Raw genomic sequence first — 22,022 nt, forward strand, 5'->3', positions numbered from 1 at the left:
ATTTGCGCGCGACCACAGGTCGCGCGCAATTTATTTTCGGAGGAATTGTCATGAGCGACGTTACATTGGCCGATCCCACAGCCGAACAGGCCTTGCTTCTCAGTGCGCAAGGCATTCGGAAAGAGTTTCCAGGCGTGGTCGCGCTTGACGGCGCGCAATTCAACCTCCGGAGCGGTAGCGTCCACGCCGTGATGGGTGAAAATGGCGCCGGCAAATCTACGTTGATGAAGATCCTTGCAGGAATTTATCAGCCGGACGCAGGGTCGCTACACCTCAAGGGAAAAGAGGTTATGCTCTCGACGCCACTGGATGCGCTCGAGAAGGGTGTCGCCATGATCCATCAGGAATTGAACCTGATGGCCTCCATGACCGTGGCCGAGAACATCTGGATACGGCGAGAGCCGCGCAATGCGTTCGGGTTCATCGACCACAAGAAGATGAACCGGATCACAAACGATCTTCTCCAGCGCCTTCGCATTAACGTCCGGGCGGATGGCGAGGTCAGAACCCTGTCGGTCGCCAGCCGGCAAATGGTCGAGATCGCCAAGGCTGTCTCATATGATTCCGAAGTCTTGATCATGGATGAACCGACTTCGGCCCTTACCGATCGGGAGGTGAGCCATCTCTTCGAGATCATCAGGGAACTGAGGACCGAAGGCAAAGGTGTCGTCTATATTTCGCACAAAATGAACGAAATCCTGGAAATCTCTGACGAAATCTCCATCTTCCGCGACGGCAAATATATATCAACGCATTCGGCCAGCACCATCAGTCGCGACGAAATCATCCGGCGGATGGTGGGCAGAGAAGTCCTTCAGATGTTTCCCAAAGAGGACGTTGAACTGGGCGACGTCCTTTTGTCGGTGAAAAACCTCGATCTCGAAGGTGTTTTCTCCAACGTCTCGTTCGATTTGCGCGCAGGCGAGATCCTCGGAATGGCCGGGCTCATAGGGTCGGGGCGCTCAAACGTTGCGGAAGCCCTCTTCGGGGTCACCCCCCCGACATCCGGCGAAATTCGCATCGCCGGACAGAGTGTACAAATCAGAAAGCCAAGCGATGCGATTGCGCACGGCATGGCCTTTCTCACCGAGGATCGCAAGGAAACAGGTTGTCTTCTCGCGCTCGACATTCTCGAAAACATGCAGATCGCAGCACTACAAACCCGTTATACACGCTCGGGCTTCGTACAGGGCGGCTCTGTCGCCGTGGATTGCGCCGAAATGGCGCGTAGGCTGCGCATCAAGATGACTGGCCTGAACGTGAGCATCCAGAACCTGTCGGGTGGGAACCAGCAGAAGGTGTTAATTGGGCGGTGGCTACTCACCGCACCAAGGATCCTCATTCTCGACGAGCCGACAAAGGGTATCGACGTTGGCGCAAAGGCGGAAATCCACGGTCTCGTTTCCAGTCTCGCCAAATCCGGCGCAGCGGTCATTCTGATCTCGTCCGAGCTTCCCGAAGTCTTGGGGATGAGCGATCGCGTCCTGGTCATGCACGAAGGGAAGGTGACGGGCATCCTGCCGCGGAGCGATGCGACCCAGGTCGCCGTAATGGAACTGGCATCCCGTTGATCGGACCAATAAGGGAACAACTCCGATGGAAAAGAATCTCGCTGAAAAAACTCGCATTGCGCCCTCCCCTGCTATGCAGAGATGGAAGCCTCCTCAGGAACTCAACATCCTCCTTGTCCTCGTCGGGATTGCCCTGATCTATGAGGCAATGGGCTGGATATTCATCGGCCAGAGCTTTCTTGCAAACACGCAACGCCTGACGATCACGATCCTGCAGGTCTCCGTAGTCGGCATCATCGCCGTTGGCGTCACGCAGGTAATCATCACCAGCGGCATCGATCTCTCGGCAGGCTCCGTGGTCGCCATGACCGCAATGATCGCTGCGAGCGTAGCGCAATCCTCCGAATGGACACGGGCTTTATATCCCGGCTTCACCGACATGCCGGCAATCGTGCCGATTAGCGTCGGCATCATCCTCGGAGCGATAGCCGGACTCATCAACGGTGCCCTTGTTGCCTATGCTCGGATACCTCCGTTCATTGCCACCCTCGGTATGATGGTTGCAGCGCGAGGCATTTCCAAATGGTACACGAAGGGCCAGCCAATCTCTGGTCTGACTGACCAGTTCACCTTTATCGGCTCCGGTGCCTGGCCGGTCGTCGTGTTCATCGTGGTCGCAATTATTTTCCATGTCGCCCTGAAGTACACTCGATACGGCAAATTCACCTACGCTATTGGCTCGAACATGCAGGCCGCGCGCGTGTCGGGCATCAATGTGGAGGCGCACCTGGTCAAGGTGTATGCGATAGCCGGCATGCTCGCCGGACTCGCTGGAATCGTCACCGCAGCGCGTGCCCAGACAGCGCAATCCGGCATGGGCGTCAACTACGAGCTTGACGCAATTGCAGCAGCCGTTATCGGCGGAACGTCGCTAGCCGGCGGGATCGGACGGATCACTGGGACGGTCATCGGCGTCATCATCCTGGGGGTAATGTCCTCTGGCTTCACGTTCTTGCGCGTTGACGCCTACTACCAGGAGATCGTCAAGGGCGTCATCATTGTCGCCGCAGTGACGGTTGACGTCTATCGCAACCGTCGCGGTCGGGGTTGACCGCTGCATTTGACACCATTGGAGACCCAAGAAATGTCCACGTTCCGCTATTTCTCGCCTTATGCCGCACGGCAACTTCTGAATTGGTACTGGTCTGTAAAGCGTTGGCTTAAGGGTAAAGAGGCATCGCCGTAGGCGGAAAATTACCTCACAGGCATGAGAAGACTGCATGATGGTCGCACGACAAATGCACAAGATACCAGTAATCGTGATGGGAGTGTCAGGATGCGGGAAGACATCGGTTGCACGCTTGGTCGCGGCTCGGCTTCAACAGACGTTTGTGGAGGGTGATGAGCTTCATTCCGTTACCAACATTGCAAAGATGACCGCTGGCACACCGCTGACCGATAATGACAGGGTTGAGTGGCTAGAAACCATCGGTCGCGCCTTAGCTTCCGATAGTCATGATCCGCCGGTGATCACTTGCTCCGCGTTGAAAGCGCGATACCGGGATAAATTGCGATCACTCGCAGGCTGTACGGTGACATTCCTCTATCTGAGAATCTCCCGTGAAGAAGCCAATCAGCGACTTGGCTGTCGGATTGGGCATTTTATGCCCGCCGCGTTGATCGAGAGCCAGTTCCACACCCTGGAAGATCCTTCGACCGAGGATGACGTGATAACGATCGACGCTGCTACACCCGAGAGAATCGTCGAGCAGTTCATGACCATACTCTCCGGTGAGAACCGACAGGCCGCGCAATGACCCGTTTCCTCTGACATTGAGGAAACTGGTTGGAGGATAAGCTGCTGCTGTGACTGCGAGAAACGGCAGGCTGATCCTCACGTCCTTGCGCTGCTGCGATCAGTCCGGCTAAGCTCCGGGCGATCTCAGGGGTCACGGGAGCGCTGCTGCATCAGATGGTCTCAGCAATAGGTTCGAGGTCGGTTCCGTCGATGGTCGAAGCGCCAAACACGGCGCTGTGGGGTCACGCGTCTGTTTCGATAGCGCTGCAGCTTTTCTCGATGAGGCGCCTAGGATCCATCGATGCACAGCTTGAGGCCTCTCGCAACGCCGGTTTCAAGATGGTCGAATGCCTGCAAATCCATATCAATGAACCGTCGATCTTCAGAACAATGCTGGATGTCCGGGGGCTGGAATGCACGACCCTGCACGTCGAGTATCAGTTCCTCATCGACAACGCCGGCGCCATTCTTGACGCCTGCCTCATCGTAGGAATACGAAGTGTCTTCGTACACGATTTGCGAATTCAAAAGGTGCGGGACGCTTCTCAATGGGCACGAGCGGGAGCTTGTCTCGGTATTCTGGCAGAACGATTTTTTGGCAGCGGCATCGAACTTGGCTTCCATAATGGTGGAGAGTGCTTTGACATCCTCAATTCAGGTCGGTCGCCCATCGAAGAACTGTTCCGCGCGGACGACAGTGGTCTGCTGAGATGGCAAGCAGACATCGGCTGGATACGCTTCGGTGGTGCAGATCCGAGCGTCTGGCTCCGTCGCTTGAAATCAAGGCTGGTCGCCGCGCATATAAAAGACGTCGCCATATCTTCCGAAAATAGGGGTTATGTGTGGGCGGAGGTCGGGGACGGGATTTTAGTATTGCCTTTGCTGATAAGAAGCGCGGTCCAGGAGGGTGCACGACTTCTAATAGCTGAGCACGATGATCCAGAGCACCCGGAGCAGTTTGCCAAAAACGCCTACCTGTACTTGAGCCGCTTTAGCTGATCGCGAATTTTGAGCAGTCGGACCTGATGAAGGCAAATTCAAGGATCGGCTGAGAGAGCCAGTTCAAGCGGCCGCGATCAACTTACCCGCTCATAATAGTGTACCAGTGTGGCGTAAAGGTCATTGGGATCGGCTAGGCGCGTCCCACTGGGGAAGATGATCTGGGCACGATGCGGTTCTGGCCAGCCGATCACCTGCATGCCTGCGGCGTGGGCCGCAATCGCGCCGGGCACACTGTCTTCAACCGCCACACATGACTGCGGATCCACGCCAAGCAATGCCGCTGCCTTGAGGAATGGATCGGGATGTGGCTTCCCGAACTCGACATCGTCCCGGCTGATCGAAATGACTTTGGTGGAATCCAGCCCGCTGGCAGCAAGATTTGCGTCGGCGACAGTCCTGCTAGAGTTGGACGCGATGGCAAATGGAATGCTCGATCGCGCGAGAAATGAGAGCACTTCTTCAGCACCAGCGCGTATGGTCAACGTTGATGCGCGATCGAGATAGTACCTGTGTTTGGCATCGACGAAATCGTCGAAGGAACCGACAAGCTGCGCTTCACGCTGAAGCAGAGCGTGACAGGCATCCGTGCTGAGGCCAGACAACCTCGAAGCCAGATCCGGAGACAGCTCGCATCCCATTGAACGACATGCGTCAGACATAGACGCGAAGTGCTGGTTCTCGCTATCGACGAGAGTTCCATCCAGGTCAAAGATGACGGCTATCATTGCAATCTGTCCAGGAGGCATTGTGCGGCCTTGCTATGTTGGAAATTCTGCCCGGAGGACTGATGGCGGGGCCGAATGGGTCGTTTCCAGACACGAACGGGTCCTCGCTACGTCTTCGTAACGGATTGGAAACAGGCTGGAGCTCTCACCTCATATCCACGTAAAAGAGCTGATGTAAACAAGTGCAGCATTCCGGCCGATGCTCATCTCGTTGCTACCGTGGGATCGTTAGCCGTTTAGGATCTGAAGCACCTGAGCGTGCAAGCTGGTGTTCGCGGCGATGACGACGGGACCACCTGCCGCGGCATTGCCGCCACTCAGGGTCGTCACGACACCACCCGCTTTCTCGATGATCGGAATGATGGCCACTATGTCATAGGGCTGAAGCGAGAATTCGAAGCAGATGTCTATATGCCCGGCGGCCAACATCGCGAAGGCGTAGCACTCGCCGCCATAACGCGTCATTTTGACCTGACGGTTGAGAGCCCCGAACGAGATTTGGGGGTTCCGCAGAATCGGCTCGGGGCTGTTCGTGTGAAGGATTGCGTCGGCTAGATCGACCTTTTCACTTGTTTTGAGTTCGATGGTCTTGCTATCCCTCTGCATCCAGGATCCCGTCCGGTCCGCCCAGAAGCGTTCTCTCGTGACCGGCTGGCTCATCATGCCGCTGACGGCATGACCCTTTTCCGTCATTCCGATAAGAGTTCCCCAAACGGGGATACCGAGCAGGAAGGGTCTTGTCCCATCGATGGGGTCGATGACCCAACGTATATCGCCAGAACCAGAGACACCAAATTCCTCTCCCTCAATGGCATGGTCGGGGTAAACGTCACGAATAATCGCCCGGATAGCAACTTCCGCCGCTCTGTCCGCATCCGTCACGGGATCAAACTTGTACCCGTCTTTCGGCTTGGTCTGCACATTCAAGCGCGTCCTGAACCGTTGCATCGTTTCCGCGTCAGCCGCATCGGCAAGACGATGCAGGAACAGCGCGTCAGGTAGCTTTGTCATGTTGGGATCCATATCGATGGGCGGCTTAAGTCGACCGCAAGGTTTATGTTCCGCCGGTGATCCGACGTTCTGTATGATGTTGGCTGAGATGATCGAGGCCGCGATGACGCCGCCCCCGATCCTACACTTCGGCTTAACGGGCGGCGGAACGCGGCCCGACAAGAGCAACGACGAGCAGAAGACCGGCAAGCATCACCAGCGCGGTCGAGAGACTGAAGTGTTGCGCAACGAATCCAATTAAGGCTGGTCCCAGCAGAATCCCCGCATAGCCGACCGTAGTCACGGCGGCGATCGCGAGACTGGACGGCATTGCCTTCTGCCGACCTGCTACGGTGAATAGCACGGGCACGATGTTTGAAGCGCCCAATCCGACAAGTGCAAATGCGCTAAGCGCGACAGAAGCATTTGGAGCAACGACTGCAAGAAGGAAACCGGCCGCAGACAACAGGCCGCCGAAGAAGACCACTTTGGCACCGCCCAACGTCTTGACAATCCAGTCGCCGATCAAGCGGCCGAACGTCATAGCGATCGAGAACATTGTATAACCGAACCCGGCATAAGATTGATCGAGTCCATGTGCAGAAATGAGGAACAACGCACTCCAATCCAGAATAGACCCTTCACCCAAAAAAACGATGAAGCAGAGAACGCCAATGAGAATGACAATGCCTCGCGGCAGAACGAAGAGCGGCGTGGCGCCCGCGTCGCGATTCCCGTAGGGCAGCAGGCCAGAGTATGAGGCAATCAGAAGGATCAACATTGATGCGCTTGCGATCAGGGTCGCTCCGAAAGGCGACAGGCCGGCAGCCAGGACAAGGCTGACGCCACCGGCGCCAACGATACCACCCAAACTGAACAGACCATGGAAGCCCGACATCATGTTGCGGCCGCTGTCTTTTTCAACAATCACCGCCTGAACGTTGATCGCGACATCGAGCGTGCCAACGCTTGCGCCGCAGAATGCCAATGCCAGCGCAAGTTCAATAGACGTGTTGGCAAGCGTGAGAAAGGGTACGCCGATAGCTAATAAAATTGAGGAAGCGGCGATCACGGCTCGACATCCGAACTTGGACGCCAGAATGCCGGTGATCGGCATCGCTACGATTGACCCCAGTCCAAGACAAAGAAGCAGAAGGCCGAATGTGGCGTCTCCGACAGCCACGCGCGCCTTTGCAAACGGCACGAGTGGTGCCCAGGCGGCCATTCCAATGCCGGCTATTAGAAAGACCGCCCTCGTTGCATACTGTTCACGCCGACCGCTCAAATCGTGGTGGGCTGGAATTGAGGTATAGTTGCTGGTCACGTCGTATCCTTGATATGTGAGCCGTTTTCGGCTGTGTTTCCTAGTGTTTTTTGGTTAGGTCGTGAGTTCGATTTCTATGCCGTCAGGCCATGGCCTCGTAGAAGCCATCGCCGGTGGTCCGCCACCAAGGATTAGCCTGTCGCCTTTCGAGAAATGCGAAACAGCGTCATCAACGGCCTTCTGGCTGCCAAGCGAAAGAGCAATATGTGCCCAGCCGAAATGGTCGTGGCCTTCCGACAGCTGAGCTTGCTCATCAGTTCGATCAAGGTCGGCACCCGGCATTGTCAGGAACCGTGAATTGAAGCCGATTGGGCTCTTGCTCTCGTAGAGATCTCCGACGTTGCACCGAGATACCGCGGACAAAAGCGTGCTGAACCGTCGAGGTCAGACACCCAGAGCGAACATGGTGCAAGCGCATCTTTTTTGCCCTTTCTTCTGGCGGCGAATCGCGTGAGCGACCGATCACTTAAGCCAATCTTCCCGTCCGACAGCCTGCTCGAGGCCGCGCCGGCCAGGTACTTGTTCGTGCACGTTGATAAGTCAATGCCACCCGTAGCTTTACATATCGTGCATCAATGTGCAATAACCTGGTGAAACGGGAAGACGTGTTGCATGTTGACAGAAGAGCGCCACGACAAAATTCGAGGAGAACTCGCGCGAAAAGGAAAGGTGATTGCCGCGCAGCTAGCCGTTGATTTTGGTGTTTCCGAAGATACCGTCAGGCGTGATTTGAGAGAGTTGGCACGACTGGGTTGGTGCCGCAGAGTTTATGGCGGCGCGCTGTCGCCCGCACCTGACCTCGGGACCATCCAAGCTCGTTCGGCCATACTAAGCGACGCGAAGCACAGACTCGGAGCCGCAATCGGACAACTGCTTACGTCCGGTCAAACCATTTTTATTGATGCAGGCTCGACGAACATCACAATTGCTGGCGCCATTCCAGTCGGCCCGGAACTGACTGTCATCACGAACGCTCCAAGCATAGCGCTCGCCCTCGAGAACCACGATAAGTGTCGGACAATTTTGCTTGGCGGTATATTCAACCCTTCCAAAGGCGCTTGCTTAGGTGGACAGGCGCTGCGGGAAGCTAAGCGGATTTTCGCCGATATCTTCATTTTAGGTACGTGCGGTGTAGACGCGGATATGGGGTTGACCGCATTGGATGCTGAAGAGGCGGAGCTTAAGCGGTGTATGATTGAACAATCAAATCAGCTTTGGGTGCCGGTAACCATGGACAAAATTGGCACAATTGCGCCCTATAAGATCGCAGATGCGTCCGCTATCGGTAAATTATTCGCTGTTTCAGACGATGGAAGCGCATCGACCCTTCCATTTTCTGAGAAAGGCGTCGTTGTCCACGAGGTTTTTTAGCCAAACTCGCGACAAACGAGCATACAAAACCTTGCCTCGCGTACCCGGCCTGCAACCTATCGGAGAGTCGCGACCTGCGTGGCCTATAAAGAGCTTGGATGCCATGAAAGAGCTGCGTGTCGAAATCAACCTTCCCACCGAAGGAGACAACGCGCCGCTTGCCTTCGTAGCCATGAAAACCGAAGGGCTTCAGCGGCATTTCCTTCATAAGACGCACCAGGTCGGCCTGCATATCCGCAGGAACCACATCTGCCGATATCGGAAGCCGTCGGAAAAAGAAGGGCGCCTGCTCCTTAAACAAATCTATATGCGCGTCGGGGCTGCCCCTTCCACAGCCCGACCATCTCGCGGAACTCAACCCTCGCTCGCGAAGGCGGAACTACGCGGACTGGTGGTATCACGAGACGACTGCTCTATCTGGAGGGCGCGCTTGTTAGAAGCATCGCTTGATCGCTTCCGCGCCTGGAGATCATCGCTCGTCGAAAGGTATCCCACCCTTTATCTTGTCAGCAATAGTAACCGTCGCAGACAGGGCTGCCGCCGCACCATCCACCGTGCCAGACCCGCCGCCTGCAAATTCATGCAGTGCGCCGAAAGCCAGCCCACCTCCCGGCAGGGCGGAGTCGATTGGCAGCGAGTGGGATCGACAGGATCAGCTCCCAATCCTTCGCCGATGTCAGCATGGAGGTGACCGGATATTGCCAACACGCCGCTCAAGCTCCGAAAAGGAGCCTGCCGGAACTCTCTGCCAAAATTGCCATGCGATTTGAAACAATCTGCTTGGGGTTTCACGAATACGACCAATAGATCCCACCGGACCCACTATGTTTGGTGCGGCTCAGATCGTGATGCGCCGAGGGCATCCGACGAGTTGAGGTAGAGGTCACGCATGAAAACGCTGCTGCTCAAGAAGAATGACGTAGGACGGCTTATCGGCATGATGGAGGTCATCGGCGCGGTCGAAGAGGCTTACAGGGCCTTCAGCAGCGATCAGTTGGAGCAGCCCGACTATATCGGGATTCATCTGCCCTCCCTGCGTGGCGAGATCGACTTCAAGCTTGGCTACCATAAGGTCGCTGAAATCATCTCCATGAAGGCGCATTCCGGGGGCTTCACGAACAACCCGGTAGAACACGGCGTGCCGAATAGCATGGGCACCATTCTCCTGTTCGATGCCAGGAGCTGTGCGCTAATTTGCATCATGGATGGTAGCTTGATCACTGGCCTTAGAACCGGGGCGGCGGGAGCCGTCTCCGTCAAAGCACTGGCGAGAAAGAACTCCAGAACGATCGCGTCGATTGGCACAGGCAATCAGGCAAGAATGCAAATCCGGGCGATCAACGAGATCATGAAGATCGAAGAGATTCACGCCTGGGACAGCACCTACGAAACAAGTTCCAAATACAAGGCGGATATCGAGCGTGAATTCGGGATTCCCGTCACCGTCGCAAGCTCGAAGAAGGAGGCGGTCGGACGGGCCGACATCTTGATTACAACGACCAGAGGAAAAGGGTCGCTTGTGGAAGCGGAATGGGTAAAATCCGGTACGCACATCGTTGCAATCGGCACGGATCAACGCGGCAAACAGGAGCTGGATCCGGAGCTTTTTCGAAACGCCAAAATCATCGTCGACTCGCTTTCTCAATGCACGGAAAAAGGCGAGACTTGGCACCCGCTGAATAAAAACATAATTGCCAAGGACGACATCCACGGCGAAATCGGTGAGGTACTGCTGGGAAGGAAGCCGGGACGAGAAAGTGATGATGAAATAACGATCTTCGATTCCACAGGGATGGCCATACAAGACAACACGACCGCCAGCAAAATCTATCAGAACGCAATAGCTGGTAACGTCGGCACTTTCTTCCAGTTTTTTGAGGAATGACAATGCGCAGCTATCCCACCATTCAGGACATCCGTGAAGCTCAGCAACGACTAAAACCGCATGTCAGACACACGCCGCTATTGCGTGCCGACAAAATCGAAAAAGCTGCTGGCTGTCAGCTCTACCTCAAGCCGGAAACCCTGCAGATCACTGGCGCATTCAAGATCCGCGGCGCCCTGAACAAGGTTCTCTCGCTCCCCCGAGAAGAGATCGCAAACGGGATCATTGCGACCTCGTCGGGCAACCACGCCCAGGCGCTTGCTTATGCCGCGAGGATGCTTGGCGTAAAAGTGATTTTGGTGCTACCGGTCACCACACCAAAAATCAAGATCGCCAATACAGAAGCCCTTGGCGCGGAAGTCATCCTTTTTGATGGTGACAACGCTGCTAGATGGAGAAAAGTCTACGAGATCGGTGAAGGAAACAATTATGCGGTTATTCACGGCTTCGAGGACCCTGTCGTAATGGCTGGTCAGGGAACGATCGGGTGTGAGATCCTCGAAGACTTGGAAGATGTGGACACAGTTATCGTACCCTTGGGCGGTGGAGGGCTGATCTCGGGCATCGCCACTGCGATAAAAGAAACCAAGCCATCAGTGCGCGTTATCGGCGCAGAGCCTGCCTTGACGCCGAAATACTTTTACAGCCGCAAAAATAAGGAACGCACATCGCTTCCGTTAAAGAATACGATTGCGGACGGTTTGAGGTTAAGCGTACCGGGTCAAAATCCGTACCCGATTATCGAAAAGTATGTCGACGAGATTGTTCTTGTTGAAGACGAACACATCATCGCCGGAATGTGTGCCCTTGCTAAGGATGCGAAATTGATCGCGGAACCAGCCGCCTCCATCGGAATAGGAGCACTGTTGGCAGGCAGCATAGACGTGAGGCCAGAAGAGAAAGTGTGTGCGGTCTTGTCCGGCGGCAATTGGGATCTAAGCGACCTTGCCGAGATTTACAATTTGGCGCGGTGATCAGTCTCAGCTTCGGTCAGTAAACCACGCCGATCGCTGTTGGACGTCTGCAATTCTCATATCCTCTCTCACAAAGGACGACAAGCTCACCAAGCCTTTCGACGAAAATCCGGCGACGGCAGAATATCATCTCACAAACAAGGCGTCGTGCCGACAGCCGTAATTGAACCTTAGTGCCAGCACAGGGCAAATCGGCAATAATCCGGACGGAACGGCTATCAATACGATCAGACACACGTTTGCACAAAGAGCTGGAACGCCGACCGGTGGCAGCCCGCGCTAAAACAATGATAACCCCGTCGCTCTCGTCGGAACGCTCTACAATCAATCCGGCCGGGATCAGGGATGACAAACGAAATTTGGTCGCCATGGTGCTGACTCCTTTTGATAGCCGCACCCAGCTTCGACTTGAAATCATCAAATGTGAGTCAGACCCCAATCTTCACCCCTGTAGACGATCAGCGCTTGGCCTGCCCGGCGCTGGCCGGGCATGCACATGTTGCTGGCCGAAGATTTTTTCGATCTCATCAAGCGAAATCCGAACGTCGAGAGGTCAGGCAACGAACACGGGCGGCCATCGTGCGCCAGATCGCGCCCGGCCTAGCCATTCACGCATGATTACCGAGATGGCAGGGTCACGCTGGAGAATGATCCTGCCTCAGGTCGCCTAGTGGTGGCTACCTACGGTTCAAGATCCAAAGTCTACAAGGCGCCTATCCCGCCCGGCATCGAGCGGGTAAAAACGACGGCGCGAAAAGCTGGCTTGCTCACAAATCGACCGAGAAGCGCTCGGACTCCAAGCAGGATCAGCAGATTCTTTCCGCGCCGGCGGGGCTTTTCAAATTGATGGCATTCGCTTCATATAGGTTCGCCAGTCGGTGTGCTTTTACGGAATGAGGACGACGGAAATGATTTCAAAGGGCGCTGAGGAAGCATTCTCGCCAACGGCGTCTGCTCCCACACCACAGGTCTCCAGTCCAGCTATTTTTGAACAGAAGACGGTAGACTTCAACTCTGAGCTTCACGCTCGACCGTCGATTTATTTCACCGGTCCGGCGATCGTAGAGCACGTCGCTTTCCTGCCGTCGGACGGCGTAATCAAGGAGTTCCACGATAGTCTCGAGGCCGAGGGTGGAATTTCAGTTAGAGTGGAACGGCACACTGAGTTCGTCACGGTGACGCGGGTCCGAAAACTGGCCACCGAGCCCGAGCGTTGGCCGGACGCCGAGCTGTGTGAAGGTGATTTTGCGCGCCTAGCAGGGTTGAGTTCTCCTCTGCTCGTTTGCCGCGTGAGTATTCTTGTTCTCGGGAACCCTCCTGACCTGCTTGGAACGGTTCTGAAAGCCCTCGACTTCGGCGATACCGCCGCGTCATCAATCGGCGGCGGGGCGGCGCAGGTGTGCTCCGACTTTCGTGTTCGAGCGGACAATTCAAGCAGGATCATTCTGTTCAACAAGGACCTGAATGCACATCGCCTGGGGCGCATGGTACGTCGCATCGTTGAGATCGAAACCTATAGGTCAATGGCGCTGCTCGGGTTGCCGGAGGCGCGTCGTCTCGCCCCGCTTCTGGGCGAGTATGACGCTGAACTCGTTAGGCTGACCAATCGCAACTTGGGGACGCCTGCAGACCAGCACAAGCAATTGCTTGAGGAGATTACTGTTCTATCATCGCATATCATTTCAGCCACCGCGCAGGCCAGAAACAGGTTTGGCGCAACCGCTGCCTACGCCAAAATCGTTGAAGAGAGGATAGCCCTTCTACGGGAAACCCATGTCCCCGGCTTTCAACGTTTCGGTACCTTCGTGGAGCGACGGTTCAAGCCTGCGGTGCGTACCTGCGAAGCAACCGCGTTGAGGCTTGAGCACCTATCGAGAGCCGCGATGCACTTGCTCGACCTGCTACAAACCCGGATCCAGGTAGAGATTGAGTTCCAGAACGCCACACAGATCCAGGCGATGGCCAATCGCGCCGCGACGCAGGTCAAGATCCAGCGCGCGGTCGAAGGCTTTTCTATGATCGCAATTAGCTATTACTTGCTGAGCTTGCTCAAACTTATATATGAAACGGTAGACCACGTAGGGCTTCATCTAAATCCGTTGATCATGCTTGTCGCTATTCCCGTGGTTGTGGGATCTGTGGGGATCACCATCTTCCGCGTCAAGCATGCGCTTAAAACAGAGAGCTAGAGGTATCGCTGCTCGACCCGCGCACGCTCCGACAATTGGCGCAACCCTTCTGTATTGCGAGCAATCGCGGCAGCGGCGGTGATAGTGGTCCTACCGCATTGCCGCGTTCTGTTGCGTTGCGTGCATCAAGCTGTACAAATCCAGAGGTCGCCCGACGACGTTCTATTTTTCGCTCTACACTTGGTGGTTTATTTTGACAGTGGCACATGTCCGTTGTTCAAGGTTTATCGCAATGCGGCTCCGCTGACGCAGGCGCCTTGCTGGTCACATGCGCGAGGCAATTTCTTTGTGCTCGCTGACATCGCTGCGAATGCCAATCGTGGCGCCGCACTGATTTCGGCCATGCATTAGAAGCGTCAACGGATGGATGCTTCGTTCGACATCGAGCGCGAGATCAACGGGCTCGCCGCTGCCGTTCGACGAGGAAGTCAAAGAGCGCGTCTTCCAACTCATCACCCTCCTCCGTGGAGTTCATACGAGGCGCCCGCAGCCTTGTGCCGACAAATCGGGATAGCGTGACACTTTCGCGAAATTTACCGTGCGCAGAACTTTTCCGTTCCACTGACAAATCGACTGCTTTCGACCATTGGCGCCCATCTGTAGGCTACAAGGCGCGCTGAATAGGTCGAGGTGAGCGAAGCATTTTCACAGGCGCTTCGGCTTCGTGGCAAGCACATTCCGGATCGAGAAGCTCGAGTGAATGCGCAGCACACCCGGCAACGTCGAAAGGATCTCCTTATGAATCCTTTCGAAATCTCCTGCGTTCGCCACCTCGACACGCAGAAGGTAGTCCGACCCTCCCGTCATCAGAAAACATTCGCGGATCTCGGGGAACTTCCGGACCGCAGCTTCGAAGCGGTCGAGGTGCTCCTCGGTCTGGCGTTCCAGCGTGATATTGATGATGACCGCGATCGAGGACTCAACGTTGGAAGTGTCCACGAGCGCGGTGTAGCCCCTGATCACGCCCGCCTCTTCCATGATGCGGATTCGTCGCAGGCAGGCGGAAGGAGACAGTCCGACGTCCTCGGCCAGCTTTGCATTCGAGGTCCGGGCGTTGAGGCGAAGGAGCCTGATGACGTTACGGTCGATAGTGTCCAAAGATACCACGGCGGATTCTTTCAAAGCCTCGCATATTCCTCTTCAGAACATAGAATTTTCGCATAATCAAATACTCTTTGATAGGATATTCGACGATTATTTCAATATGTTTCCAGCATACGCAGGTACGGGGATCGCGACTTTGCAAACAGTGAGATTGAGCGAACTGCAGGTCGATGAAGTCGGTAGCGTCGAGGGAGCTTCCGGTTATCTCACCTTCGACCTCGAAGCGCTCGGGCGCAACTACGAAGCGCTCGCCGACCTGGCGGGGCCTGGCGGCGCCGCCGCGGTGGTCAAGGCCGACGCCTACGGTCTCGGGGCGGAACGTGTGGCGAAGGCCGTCTACGAGCGTGGCTGCCGGCATTTCTTCGTCGCGCAGTTCGTGGAGGCCAAGAAACTTCGCCCGACCCTGCCGCAAGATGCACAGGTCTTTGTCCTCAATGGGCTACAACCGGGCAACGAGGACATATGTGCCTACGAGGACATCGTCCCGGTCATCAACTCGATCGATCAATGGCGGAGCTGGGCACGGACCGCGCGCAGGCTCGGACGACGATTGCCCGCAGCGGTGCAATTCGACACTGGGATGTCGCGGCTCGGGCTCCCACCTGAAGAGCGCTCTCAGCTCGCCATGGAGATCGCCTTAGGTGACAACGTCGAGATCCTCTTCCTTCTGAGCCACCTTGCGTCGGCGGATGACGGAGAAAGCGTTCAGAACTTGGAACAGCTCGAAACGTTCCGAGCCATCGCCGACGAATTTCCTGGCTACAAACTGTCCTTCGCGAATTCCGGAGGAATCTTGCTCGGCAGGCCCTATCGCCTTGGCCTCGCCCGGCCCGGCATCGCGTTGTACGGCGGCGCGTATGCGGACGATATGCATCCGATGGAGCCGGTCGTCCGCCTCGACGTCGCAGTTGTACAGACCCGGACGGTTCCGGCCGGCGCCAAGATCGGCTACGGCGGCATCCATGTCGCCTCCAGGGAGACCAGACTGGCGACCATCGCGGCCGGCTATGCGGACGGGCTGCCACGTTCCCTGGGCGACCGTGGCGCGGTCTACTTCGAAGGCGTGCGACTGCCGATCGTCGGCCGCGTCTCGATGGACAGCATCACGATCGACATCAGCGCCCTGCCCCTTGGCAGAATCCGGCTCGGCAGCCTTGTCGAAGTCCTCGGGCCCAACCAGACGTTGGAGGACGTCGCGCGCGACGCCTGGACTATCTCCTACGAAATCCTCACCGGCCTCGGCCACCGCTATCACCGCCAATATCGCTAACGGCTGGAAGAGCCCCTTCTCCTCGAGGATAATATGAAAGTCGCAGTTCTCGGCGCCGGCATCATCGGCGTCACGTCCGCATATCAGCTTGCGAAGGCAGGTCACGAGGTGGTCGTCGTCGATCGCCAGTCCGGGCCGGCTCTGGAGACTAGCTTCGCCAATGCAGGCGAGGTTTCCTTCGGCTACTGCTCGCCCTGGGCGGCACCTGGCATCCCGCAGAAGGCTCTGAAGTGGATGTTCATGGAGCACGCGCCACTGATACTCCGTCCAAAGTTCGACGCTGCCATGCTGTCGTGGATGCTGAAGATGCTGTCGAACTGCACCCATGAGAAGTACGCTCTCAACAAGAGCCGCATGCTCCGCCTCTCAGACTACAGTCGCTCGGCGTTGGCGGAACTGCGTCAAGAGACCGGAATCGCCTACGACGAACGTATGCAGGGAACCTTGCAACTTTTCAGGACCCAGCAGCAGCTAGACGCCTCCGCAAACGACGTAGTGGCGCTGGCGGCGGATGGAATTCCTCACGAGGTTCTCAATCGTGACGAATGCATTCGCTACGAGCCCGCTCTGGCACACGTCCGCGAGAAGATCGTGGGCGGTCTCCTCACTCCGAAGGACGAGACCGGCGACTGCTTCAAGTTCACCAACGCGCTTGAGAAGAAGGCGGCCGAACTTGGCGTTCGCTTCTCCTACGGGACGACGATAGAGGGCCTCGACGTAGAGTCCGGTCGCGTCCGCGGCGTCGTGACCGGCAGCGGTCGGGTTCCCGCCGATGCCGTCGTCGTAGCGTTGGGAAGCTATTCGCCGCTCCTCCTGAAGCCTCACGACATCCATCTCCCGGTTTATCCGGTCAAGGGCTACTCCTTGACGATTCCGATCGACGACCCCTCTCGTTCGCCGGAGTCGACCGTGATGGACGAGACCTACAAGATCGCCATCACGCGTCTCGGCGACCGCATCCGCGTCGGAGGCATGGCCGAGATCTCGGGCTACACGAACGACCTCGCACGGGCTCGGCGGAAAACGCTCGAGCATTCGGTAACCGAGCTGTTTCCTGGCGGAGACGTCTCAAAGGCGAGCTTCTGGTCCGGCCTACGCCCCATGACGCCGGACGGCACTCCGGTGGTCGGTCCCACGAATATCAAGGGCCTTTACCTGAACACCGGGCATGGAACTCTTGGCTGGACCATGAGCACCGGGTCGGCGCGAGTGGTTTCAGACTTGGTCAGCGAGCGCACCCCAGACATCGACGCCGCCGGGCTGTCGATCAGCCGCTATGGCCGCAGGGCCAGCTCCTCGGTCACCGAGAGCTTCGTGCGGTCGAGGAGCTTTTGAACCTGCAACGATTCGCGTTTTGGATGCCGTGGCATAGGCAAGCTGGTAGGTACGAAGGCGCTCGGCAAGTGATCAGTCACATTGGTCGACCTTGAGGCCTGACCGGATGGTGACGTAGTTGACGTGAAGAACGCTCTCCTCCAGGGCCAAGGGGATCTGGTTGCGGACGATTCTGCTGATGCCGACTTACTGCGGTTAATGTCGAAGGATTCCGAAAGACCCGGTGAAGCGTGGATCTGCTGGGGTGGATTCTACGACTCCACGCCAGAGCGCGCGCGGGAGAGAGAACCGCCGTTGCTCTGCGGGAATACCTAGTCAGCGATCCTATGCCGGGGCGGGTCAAGCGACCCGCTCCCGACCTTCGCAATCACCCAGATCAAACGGCTTTTGACATTGGCGCAGCCAGGCCGACGGCTGCAGCCAAGCCGCCGATGTCAGCGATCTCGGTGTATCCGTAAAAGGGATTGGCCGGCTCGTGGCCGCGATTGACCCAGACCTTGCTCTTAATCCCCAAATCATAAGCCGTCATCAGATCATAGCGGAACGAGGAGGACACATGAGTGATATCTTCGGGGCCGCAGCCGAGCTTGTCGAGCATGTATTCGAAGCCCTTCATCAGCGGCTTGTAGGCGCCAACCTCTTCGGCGGTGATCACGCAGTGAAAGGGGGCGCCAAGCTTTTCTACATTTGACATGATCAAATTGTTCATTGAGTTAGAGAGGATGACCAGTGGAATTTCCTTGGCGACCTCGACCAGTCCCGCCGGGACGTCCGCGTGCGGACCCCAGGTTGGAACTTCATCATAGATAAGTTGGGCGTCCTCCGGTTTGAATTGGATGCCGATGCGTTTGCAGCTACGCTCGATGGAATTGTGCACGACCTCGACGAGAGGTTTCCATGCACCCAAAACCTCGTCTAGGCGGTAGCCTCGAAAAGCCTCGATGAAGGAAACCATCGCCTCTGGCGAGAGGCGCTCACTGTAGACGCGACGCGCGGCGCCGGCCATGTCAAAGTTAGTCAGCGTGCCGTAGCAGTCAAAGGTGATGAACTTTGGTCGGAAGGCAGTCATAGCGTGTGTTCCTTTCAATTTTCACGGCACGTTGTGCCTTTACGGATCATCATATGGACGATGCAGGAATATAGTCACTGATGCTTTGGGTCGGAGGAGATGGCTGTTGTTCTCCGGCTACGGTGCCAGTACGTTGCCGTCGACATTTGCGGTATTACTATACGAGCGTCGGATATAGCGGCGGATTCTCCTAGAAAACGGCGATCTCAACACCATAAACTGAAGTACTTGTCAGTTACGCCATCCAGCTCGAGCAAGCGGTCCATGTCCAACTCGGCACACGCTGATTCCGGGCGTGATGAACGTCGCCAGATAGTCGTAGCCGACCAAAAGCAGATTGCACTCGATCACGAAATCAACCTTCTCCACCGTTGGGAGGACTCCCGAAAAACGAAAGGTCGATGGCTGTTGGGAGCAATCTCGGTGAGCTCTGTCGGAGCGTTGAGCCAGTTCGGGCACGAAGGAGGCCGCGGCGCCGGTAGGCCGCAATGCGGCAGCGACAACACCGATATGCTCAAGAGTTTGTGTCTGTTCAGTTTCATCTCACCCCTATTTCTTGCCATGAGCGAATCCTGTCGGAGCACTTCGTTCCCTTCCTGCATTCCGACCGGCCTGAGCACATAAGCATAAGGTCGCCGCGATAGCAACAGAATTGTACAACAATCTCTAGTTCTCGATTTGACATTGCTTGGCCGCCACTCGTGGGCAGGCCTCCGTTCAACAACGACAAGGCACCCCACTGACTCGCCGAAATAGCGAGAATATTCGGGATTTATTGCGGGTTGATCGGAACGCTCTCCTACACTGCCACCCATCCGCGGGCAGGAAGTCACCGAGCAAGGCGACAAAAGAGCTTGAATCGCCGTGCGATTGTTGTACAATCAGAATATATGAGATATTCCGGCCGTCGAGCTGCCTATCTCAGGGCGGGATCTGAATAGGATGGACGATGAGTGACAATCAACAGTTTCGGCCAGCTTGCGTCTCTGAGCTTTCCCAAGCCTGCTGTCCCGTCGGCGCAGCGGAAGCCGAAGTAATTTCTGAACGACTATACGGCGCGCGTGGCTCGGCCACCCGCTTCGAGACCGAAAAAGACGACACCTTCCTCCTTGACTGCGGGCACCAGGGGAAGTTCGTGCTAAAGATCGCCCATCCGTCTGAGCGGCTGGAGGAGCTCGATTTCCAGGTAGCGCTGATGCGTCATATCGAGCAAAGAGCTCCTGACCTCCCAATCCCTCGTGCACATCGCGACGTCGACGGGGCGGATTTGCCCATCGTCACCACCAGTGCCGGCGAGCGGCGAGCGGTGCGGCTAGTCACCTTCCTCCCCGGTACTCCACTTGACCGAACGACTTCCACGTCCCCACAGCGCGAACGGATCGGCGAGATCCTGGCAAAGCTGCGTCATTCCATGGCCGATTTTTCTCACCCTGCAGACGACCGGGCGCTAGCATGGGATGTTACCCATTTGCTCGCTCTCTCCAATCTATTGAGCTTTATTCCGGAGGGTCGCAAGCAGGCCTGGACGATCCGGGCACTCGAGCGGTTTGCCGAAATCAAGCCGAGTCTGGACCTATGCCGGCGGCAAGTGCTCCACAACGACTTTAATACCTCGAACCTTGTCGTTGATCACGCCACCCCGCAGTTCCTGACTGGCGTTATCGATTTCGGAGATGCAGTCCGTACCGCCATCGCGGTCGACGTCTCTACCGCGTTGATGAATCAGATGCCAAAGACGATTGGCTACGGGAACCGCCGTGACCTGTTCGACGAGCCGCGCGACGTTCTGCGCGGCTATCTCCGCCACGCCGAACTCACTGACGAGGAACTGCGGCTCATCCCCTTCCTGTCGATGGCCCGTCTTGCGGCCCGTGCGCTACTCACGTGCTGGCGCGCCGAAATCTTCCCCGACAACAGCCGCTACATTCTGCGCAATACCGAGGCCGGCTGGGCCCACCTGGAGTGGTTCCACTCGACTTCGACCGCTCAGATCTCCGATCTTCTGACACGATAGGAATGTCATGTTCAAGCAAGCGACCACCCTGCCAAAAGGATACCGTGGCGACATGCCTAATGGCTTCAACCCTCAGGACACGTCTCATCTCTCGAGTGAAGATCTGGCCCATGTCGCTAGACGGCAAAGGTTGCTCGGGCCTGCTTATCGGCTCTTCTACAAGTCGCCGGTGGAGATCTCTCGTGCCAAGGGCGTCTTCCTCTATGACAAGCACGGTAACGAATACCTCGATGCCTACAACAATGTAGCATCGCTAGGTCACTCTCATCCGCGTGTGGTCGAGGCAATCCAGAAGCAACTCGAAATCCTCTGCACCCACACGCGCTATATGCAGGAGCCCCTGCTGGACTACGCCGAGGCCCTGATCAGTACGTTCGGCGGCGAACTCGGCCGGACCGGATGCGCGATGTTCACATGTACCGGCTCGGAAGCCAACGACCTCGCCTTGCGGATCGCACGTTATCACACTCGCAAAACCGGTGTCATCGTCACGGCCGAAGCCTATCACGGTAACAGCGGAGCGGTCGCGGCAATCTCGCCGTCACTCGGTAGGAAGTCGGCCCTTGATCCTTATCTTCGGACGGTCGCTGCGCCAGATTCTTATCGGCTGCCCGTCGAGGAAATCGGCCGCCGGATGGCGGAGGATGTCACGCGGCAGATCGCAGACATAGAGCAGCATGGCGGCGGCCTTGCGGCCTTCATCGTCGACTCCGCCTTCTCCTCCGATGGTCTCTATGTCGATCCGACCGACATTCTGGCGCCGGTAGCGGAGATAGTACGCAAGGCCGGCGGTCTGTTCATCGCCGATGAGGTGCAATCGGGATTTGGGCGGACCGGAACCCATCTTTGGGGTCACAGCCGTCACAAGGTCGATCCGGACATCGTCACCATGGGAAAACCAATGGGCAACGGCTATCCCGTTGCCGGCGTAGTCCTTCGACCCGAACTCGTCGCCGATTTCGGATCCAGCATGCGCTATTTCAACACGTTCGGCGGTAACTCGGTCGCCATCGCGGCTGCGAGGGCCGTGCTTGACACGATCATCGAGGAGGGATTGATGGACAACGCCGCCAACCTCGGTGGCGAAATTCTACATGGCCTCCGTGACCTCCAGAAGAATTACGAGTTCGTCGGCGATGTTCGAGGGACCGGTCTCTATTTCGCCGTCGAACTTATTAAGGATCGGGATCGGAAAACGCCAGACATGGACCGTGCCCTTGCAGTCGTCAATGCCTTGCGCGACCAGCGCATTCTCATTTCCGCGACGGGAGCGGATGCCCATATCCTAAAGATCCGACCACCGCTCATCTTTACATCGGCCAACGCGACGCGTCTGATCGAGGGCGTCGATAAAGCGCTTCGGTCCGTGCTGATTTGAGGCCCGACACGCAGCGGCCGGAAGCCACAGTTCATCTCCCTTGTTCTGAGCCGCCGCATATGGCGTAAGTATGGGAACACAAT

Annotated in this window: 18 protein-coding genes and 2 pseudogenes; 13 read left to right on the top strand and 7 right to left on the bottom strand. The window is 56.8% G+C overall.

Translation table 11 applies throughout. The features are described from left to right. Positions 1-44 precede the first annotated feature (44 nt). From C5J22_RS17950 to C5J22_RS17965, 4 genes are all read left to right on the top strand, one after another. Complete coding sequence (locus C5J22_RS17950) at positions 45-1,571, top strand: sugar ABC transporter ATP-binding protein (protein ID WP_371412640.1); 1,527 nt, start codon at positions 45-47, stop codon at positions 1,569-1,571. A gap of 73 nt (positions 1,572-1,644) precedes the next feature. Then, positions 1,645-2,622, top strand: a complete 978-nt coding sequence (locus C5J22_RS17955) for an ABC transporter permease (RefSeq protein WP_245437547.1) — start codon at positions 1,645-1,647, stop codon at positions 2,620-2,622. A gap of 169 nt (positions 2,623-2,791) precedes the next feature. After that, entirely contained in the window at positions 2,792-3,328 is a 537-nt protein-coding gene (locus C5J22_RS17960; protein WP_172746682.1) for a gluconokinase, read from the top strand. Between the two features lie 191 nt (positions 3,329-3,519). Beyond that, positions 3,520-4,308, top strand: coding sequence for a sugar phosphate isomerase/epimerase (locus C5J22_RS17965; protein WP_172724459.1), 789 nt, complete (start codon positions 3,520-3,522; stop codon positions 4,306-4,308). A gap of 77 nt (positions 4,309-4,385) precedes the next feature. Here the strand turns inward: C5J22_RS17965 and C5J22_RS17970 are convergent, their stop codons facing one another. The 3 genes from C5J22_RS17970 to C5J22_RS17980 all read right to left on the bottom strand — a co-directional run bounded on the left by C5J22_RS17970 (position 4,386) and on the right by C5J22_RS17980 (position 7,350). Then, positions 4,386-5,036 carry an HAD family phosphatase gene (locus tag C5J22_RS17970; protein ID WP_172746683.1) on the bottom strand — a complete coding sequence of 217 codons (651 nt, stop codon included), beginning with the start codon at positions 5,034-5,036 and terminating at the stop codon, positions 4,386-4,388. 228 nt (positions 5,037-5,264) lie between these two features. Next, positions 5,265-6,047 (bottom strand): histidinol-phosphatase, encoded by a 783-nt coding sequence (gene hisN, locus C5J22_RS17975; RefSeq protein WP_105439499.1) that lies wholly within the window; start codon positions 6,045-6,047, stop codon positions 5,265-5,267. Positions 6,048-6,180: 133 nt separating this feature from the next. Next, entirely contained in the window at positions 6,181-7,350 is a 1,170-nt protein-coding gene (locus C5J22_RS17980; protein WP_245440452.1) for an MFS transporter, read from the bottom strand. Between the two features lie 612 nt (positions 7,351-7,962). On the opposite strand from C5J22_RS17980, the gene C5J22_RS17985 reads away from it, so the two are divergent. After that, complete coding sequence (locus tag C5J22_RS17985; protein ID WP_105439320.1) at positions 7,963-8,721, top strand: DeoR/GlpR family DNA-binding transcription regulator; 759 nt, start codon at positions 7,963-7,965, stop codon at positions 8,719-8,721. 487 nt (positions 8,722-9,208) lie between these two features. Here C5J22_RS17985 and C5J22_RS31705 read toward each other — a convergent pair. Then, positions 9,209-9,355, bottom strand: a pseudogene (locus C5J22_RS31705) (damage-inducible mutagenesis protein); the annotation flags it as partial. A 255-nt stretch (positions 9,356-9,610) separates the two neighbouring features. Between C5J22_RS31705 and C5J22_RS17995 the strand changes: the two are divergent. Together C5J22_RS17995 and C5J22_RS18000 are read left to right on the top strand one after the other, a co-directional pair. Beyond that, entirely contained in the window at positions 9,611-10,606 is a 996-nt protein-coding gene (locus C5J22_RS17995; protein ID WP_105439321.1) for an ornithine cyclodeaminase family protein, read from the top strand. 2 nt (positions 10,607-10,608) lie between these two features. After that, positions 10,609-11,580, top strand: a complete 972-nt coding sequence (locus tag C5J22_RS18000; protein WP_105439322.1) for a threonine/serine dehydratase — start codon at positions 10,609-10,611, stop codon at positions 11,578-11,580. Positions 11,581-11,596: 16 nt separating this feature from the next. On the opposite strand, the gene C5J22_RS18005 is transcribed toward C5J22_RS18000, so the two are convergent. Beyond that, on the bottom strand, positions 11,597-11,950 hold the full coding sequence (locus tag C5J22_RS18005) for a hypothetical protein (protein ID WP_245440453.1): 354 nt from the start codon (positions 11,948-11,950) through the stop codon (positions 11,597-11,599). 538 nt (positions 11,951-12,488) lie between these two features. Here C5J22_RS18005 and C5J22_RS18010 point away from each other — a divergent pair. Both C5J22_RS18010 and C5J22_RS31710 read left to right on the top strand, forming a co-directional pair. Then, complete coding sequence (locus C5J22_RS18010) at positions 12,489-13,769, top strand: DUF3422 domain-containing protein (protein ID WP_105439323.1); 1,281 nt, start codon at positions 12,489-12,491, stop codon at positions 13,767-13,769. 201 nt (positions 13,770-13,970) lie between these two features. Continuing rightward, positions 13,971-14,204 (top strand): annotated as a pseudogene (locus C5J22_RS31710) (IS66 family transposase); the annotation flags it as partial. Between the two features lie 210 nt (positions 14,205-14,414). Here the strand turns inward: C5J22_RS31710 and C5J22_RS18020 are convergent. Then, positions 14,415-14,876: an Lrp/AsnC family transcriptional regulator gene (locus C5J22_RS18020; protein WP_105439500.1), complete on the bottom strand. Its 462-nt coding sequence runs from the start codon at positions 14,874-14,876 to the stop codon at positions 14,415-14,417. Positions 14,877-15,024: 148 nt separating this feature from the next. On the opposite strand from C5J22_RS18020, the gene alr reads away from it, so the two are divergent. Further along, entirely contained in the window at positions 15,025-16,143 is a 1,119-nt protein-coding gene (gene alr, locus C5J22_RS18025; RefSeq protein ID WP_245440454.1) for an alanine racemase, read from the top strand. 33 nt (positions 16,144-16,176) lie between these two features. Further along, a complete protein-coding gene (locus C5J22_RS18030; protein WP_105439325.1) occupies positions 16,177-17,478 on the top strand; it encodes a D-amino acid dehydrogenase in 1,302 nt (433 codons plus the stop codon). Between the two features lie 376 nt (positions 17,479-17,854). Here C5J22_RS18030 and C5J22_RS18035 read toward each other — a convergent pair whose 3' ends face one another. After that, positions 17,855-18,547, bottom strand: coding sequence for a haloacid dehalogenase type II (locus tag C5J22_RS18035; RefSeq protein ID WP_105439326.1), 693 nt, complete (start codon positions 18,545-18,547; stop codon positions 17,855-17,857). A 949-nt stretch (positions 18,548-19,496) separates the two neighbouring features. On the opposite strand from C5J22_RS18035, the gene C5J22_RS18040 reads away from it, so the two are divergent. Further along, the gene (locus C5J22_RS18040; RefSeq protein ID WP_105439327.1) at positions 19,497-20,561 is read left to right on the top strand and encodes a phosphotransferase; all 1,065 of its coding nucleotides are present in this window, start codon (positions 19,497-19,499) and stop codon (positions 20,559-20,561) included. Between the two features lie 7 nt (positions 20,562-20,568). Then, positions 20,569-21,939, top strand: coding sequence for an aspartate aminotransferase family protein (locus C5J22_RS18045; protein WP_105439328.1), 1,371 nt, complete (start codon positions 20,569-20,571; stop codon positions 21,937-21,939). The last annotated feature ends 83 nt before the right edge of the window (positions 21,940-22,022 follow it).

The sequence above is a fragment of the Neorhizobium sp. T25_13 genome (assembly GCF_002968675.1).
GTDB classification, from domain to species: domain Bacteria; phylum Pseudomonadota; class Alphaproteobacteria; order Rhizobiales; family Rhizobiaceae; genus Neorhizobium; species Neorhizobium tomejilense.

Excerpts from the sequence above, each read along its gene's own strand:
- C5J22_RS17955 (WP_245437547.1), top strand. The coding sequence starts at position 1,645 with ATGCAGAGATGGAAGCCTCCTCAGGAACTCAACATCCTCCTTGTCCTC.
- C5J22_RS17960 (WP_172746682.1), top strand. The coding sequence starts at position 2,792 with ATGATGGTCGCACGACAAATGCACAAGATACCAGTAATCGTGATGGGA.
- C5J22_RS17965 (WP_172724459.1), top strand. The coding sequence starts at position 3,520 with ATGGTCGAAGCGCCAAACACGGCGCTGTGGGGTCACGCGTCTGTTTCG.
- C5J22_RS17970 (WP_172746683.1), bottom strand. The coding sequence starts at position 5,036 with ATGATAGCCGTCATCTTTGACCTGGATGGAACTCTCGTCGATAGCGAG.
- hisN (WP_105439499.1), bottom strand. The coding sequence starts at position 6,047 with ATGACAAAGCTACCTGACGCGCTGTTCCTGCATCGTCTTGCCGATGCG.
- C5J22_RS17985 (WP_105439320.1), top strand. The coding sequence starts at position 7,963 with ATGTTGACAGAAGAGCGCCACGACAAAATTCGAGGAGAACTCGCGCGA.
- C5J22_RS17995 (WP_105439321.1), top strand. The coding sequence starts at position 9,611 with ATGAAAACGCTGCTGCTCAAGAAGAATGACGTAGGACGGCTTATCGGC.
- C5J22_RS18000 (WP_105439322.1), top strand. The coding sequence starts at position 10,609 with ATGCGCAGCTATCCCACCATTCAGGACATCCGTGAAGCTCAGCAACGA.
- C5J22_RS18005 (WP_245440453.1), bottom strand. The coding sequence starts at position 11,950 with ATGGCGACCAAATTTCGTTTGTCATCCCTGATCCCGGCCGGATTGATT.
- C5J22_RS18010 (WP_105439323.1), top strand. The coding sequence starts at position 12,489 with ATGATTTCAAAGGGCGCTGAGGAAGCATTCTCGCCAACGGCGTCTGCT.
- C5J22_RS18030 (WP_105439325.1), top strand. The coding sequence starts at position 16,177 with ATGAAAGTCGCAGTTCTCGGCGCCGGCATCATCGGCGTCACGTCCGCA.
- C5J22_RS18035 (WP_105439326.1), bottom strand. The coding sequence starts at position 18,547 with ATGACTGCCTTCCGACCAAAGTTCATCACCTTTGACTGCTACGGCACG.
- C5J22_RS18040 (WP_105439327.1), top strand. The coding sequence starts at position 19,497 with ATGAGTGACAATCAACAGTTTCGGCCAGCTTGCGTCTCTGAGCTTTCC.
- C5J22_RS18045 (WP_105439328.1), top strand. The coding sequence starts at position 20,569 with ATGTTCAAGCAAGCGACCACCCTGCCAAAAGGATACCGTGGCGACATG.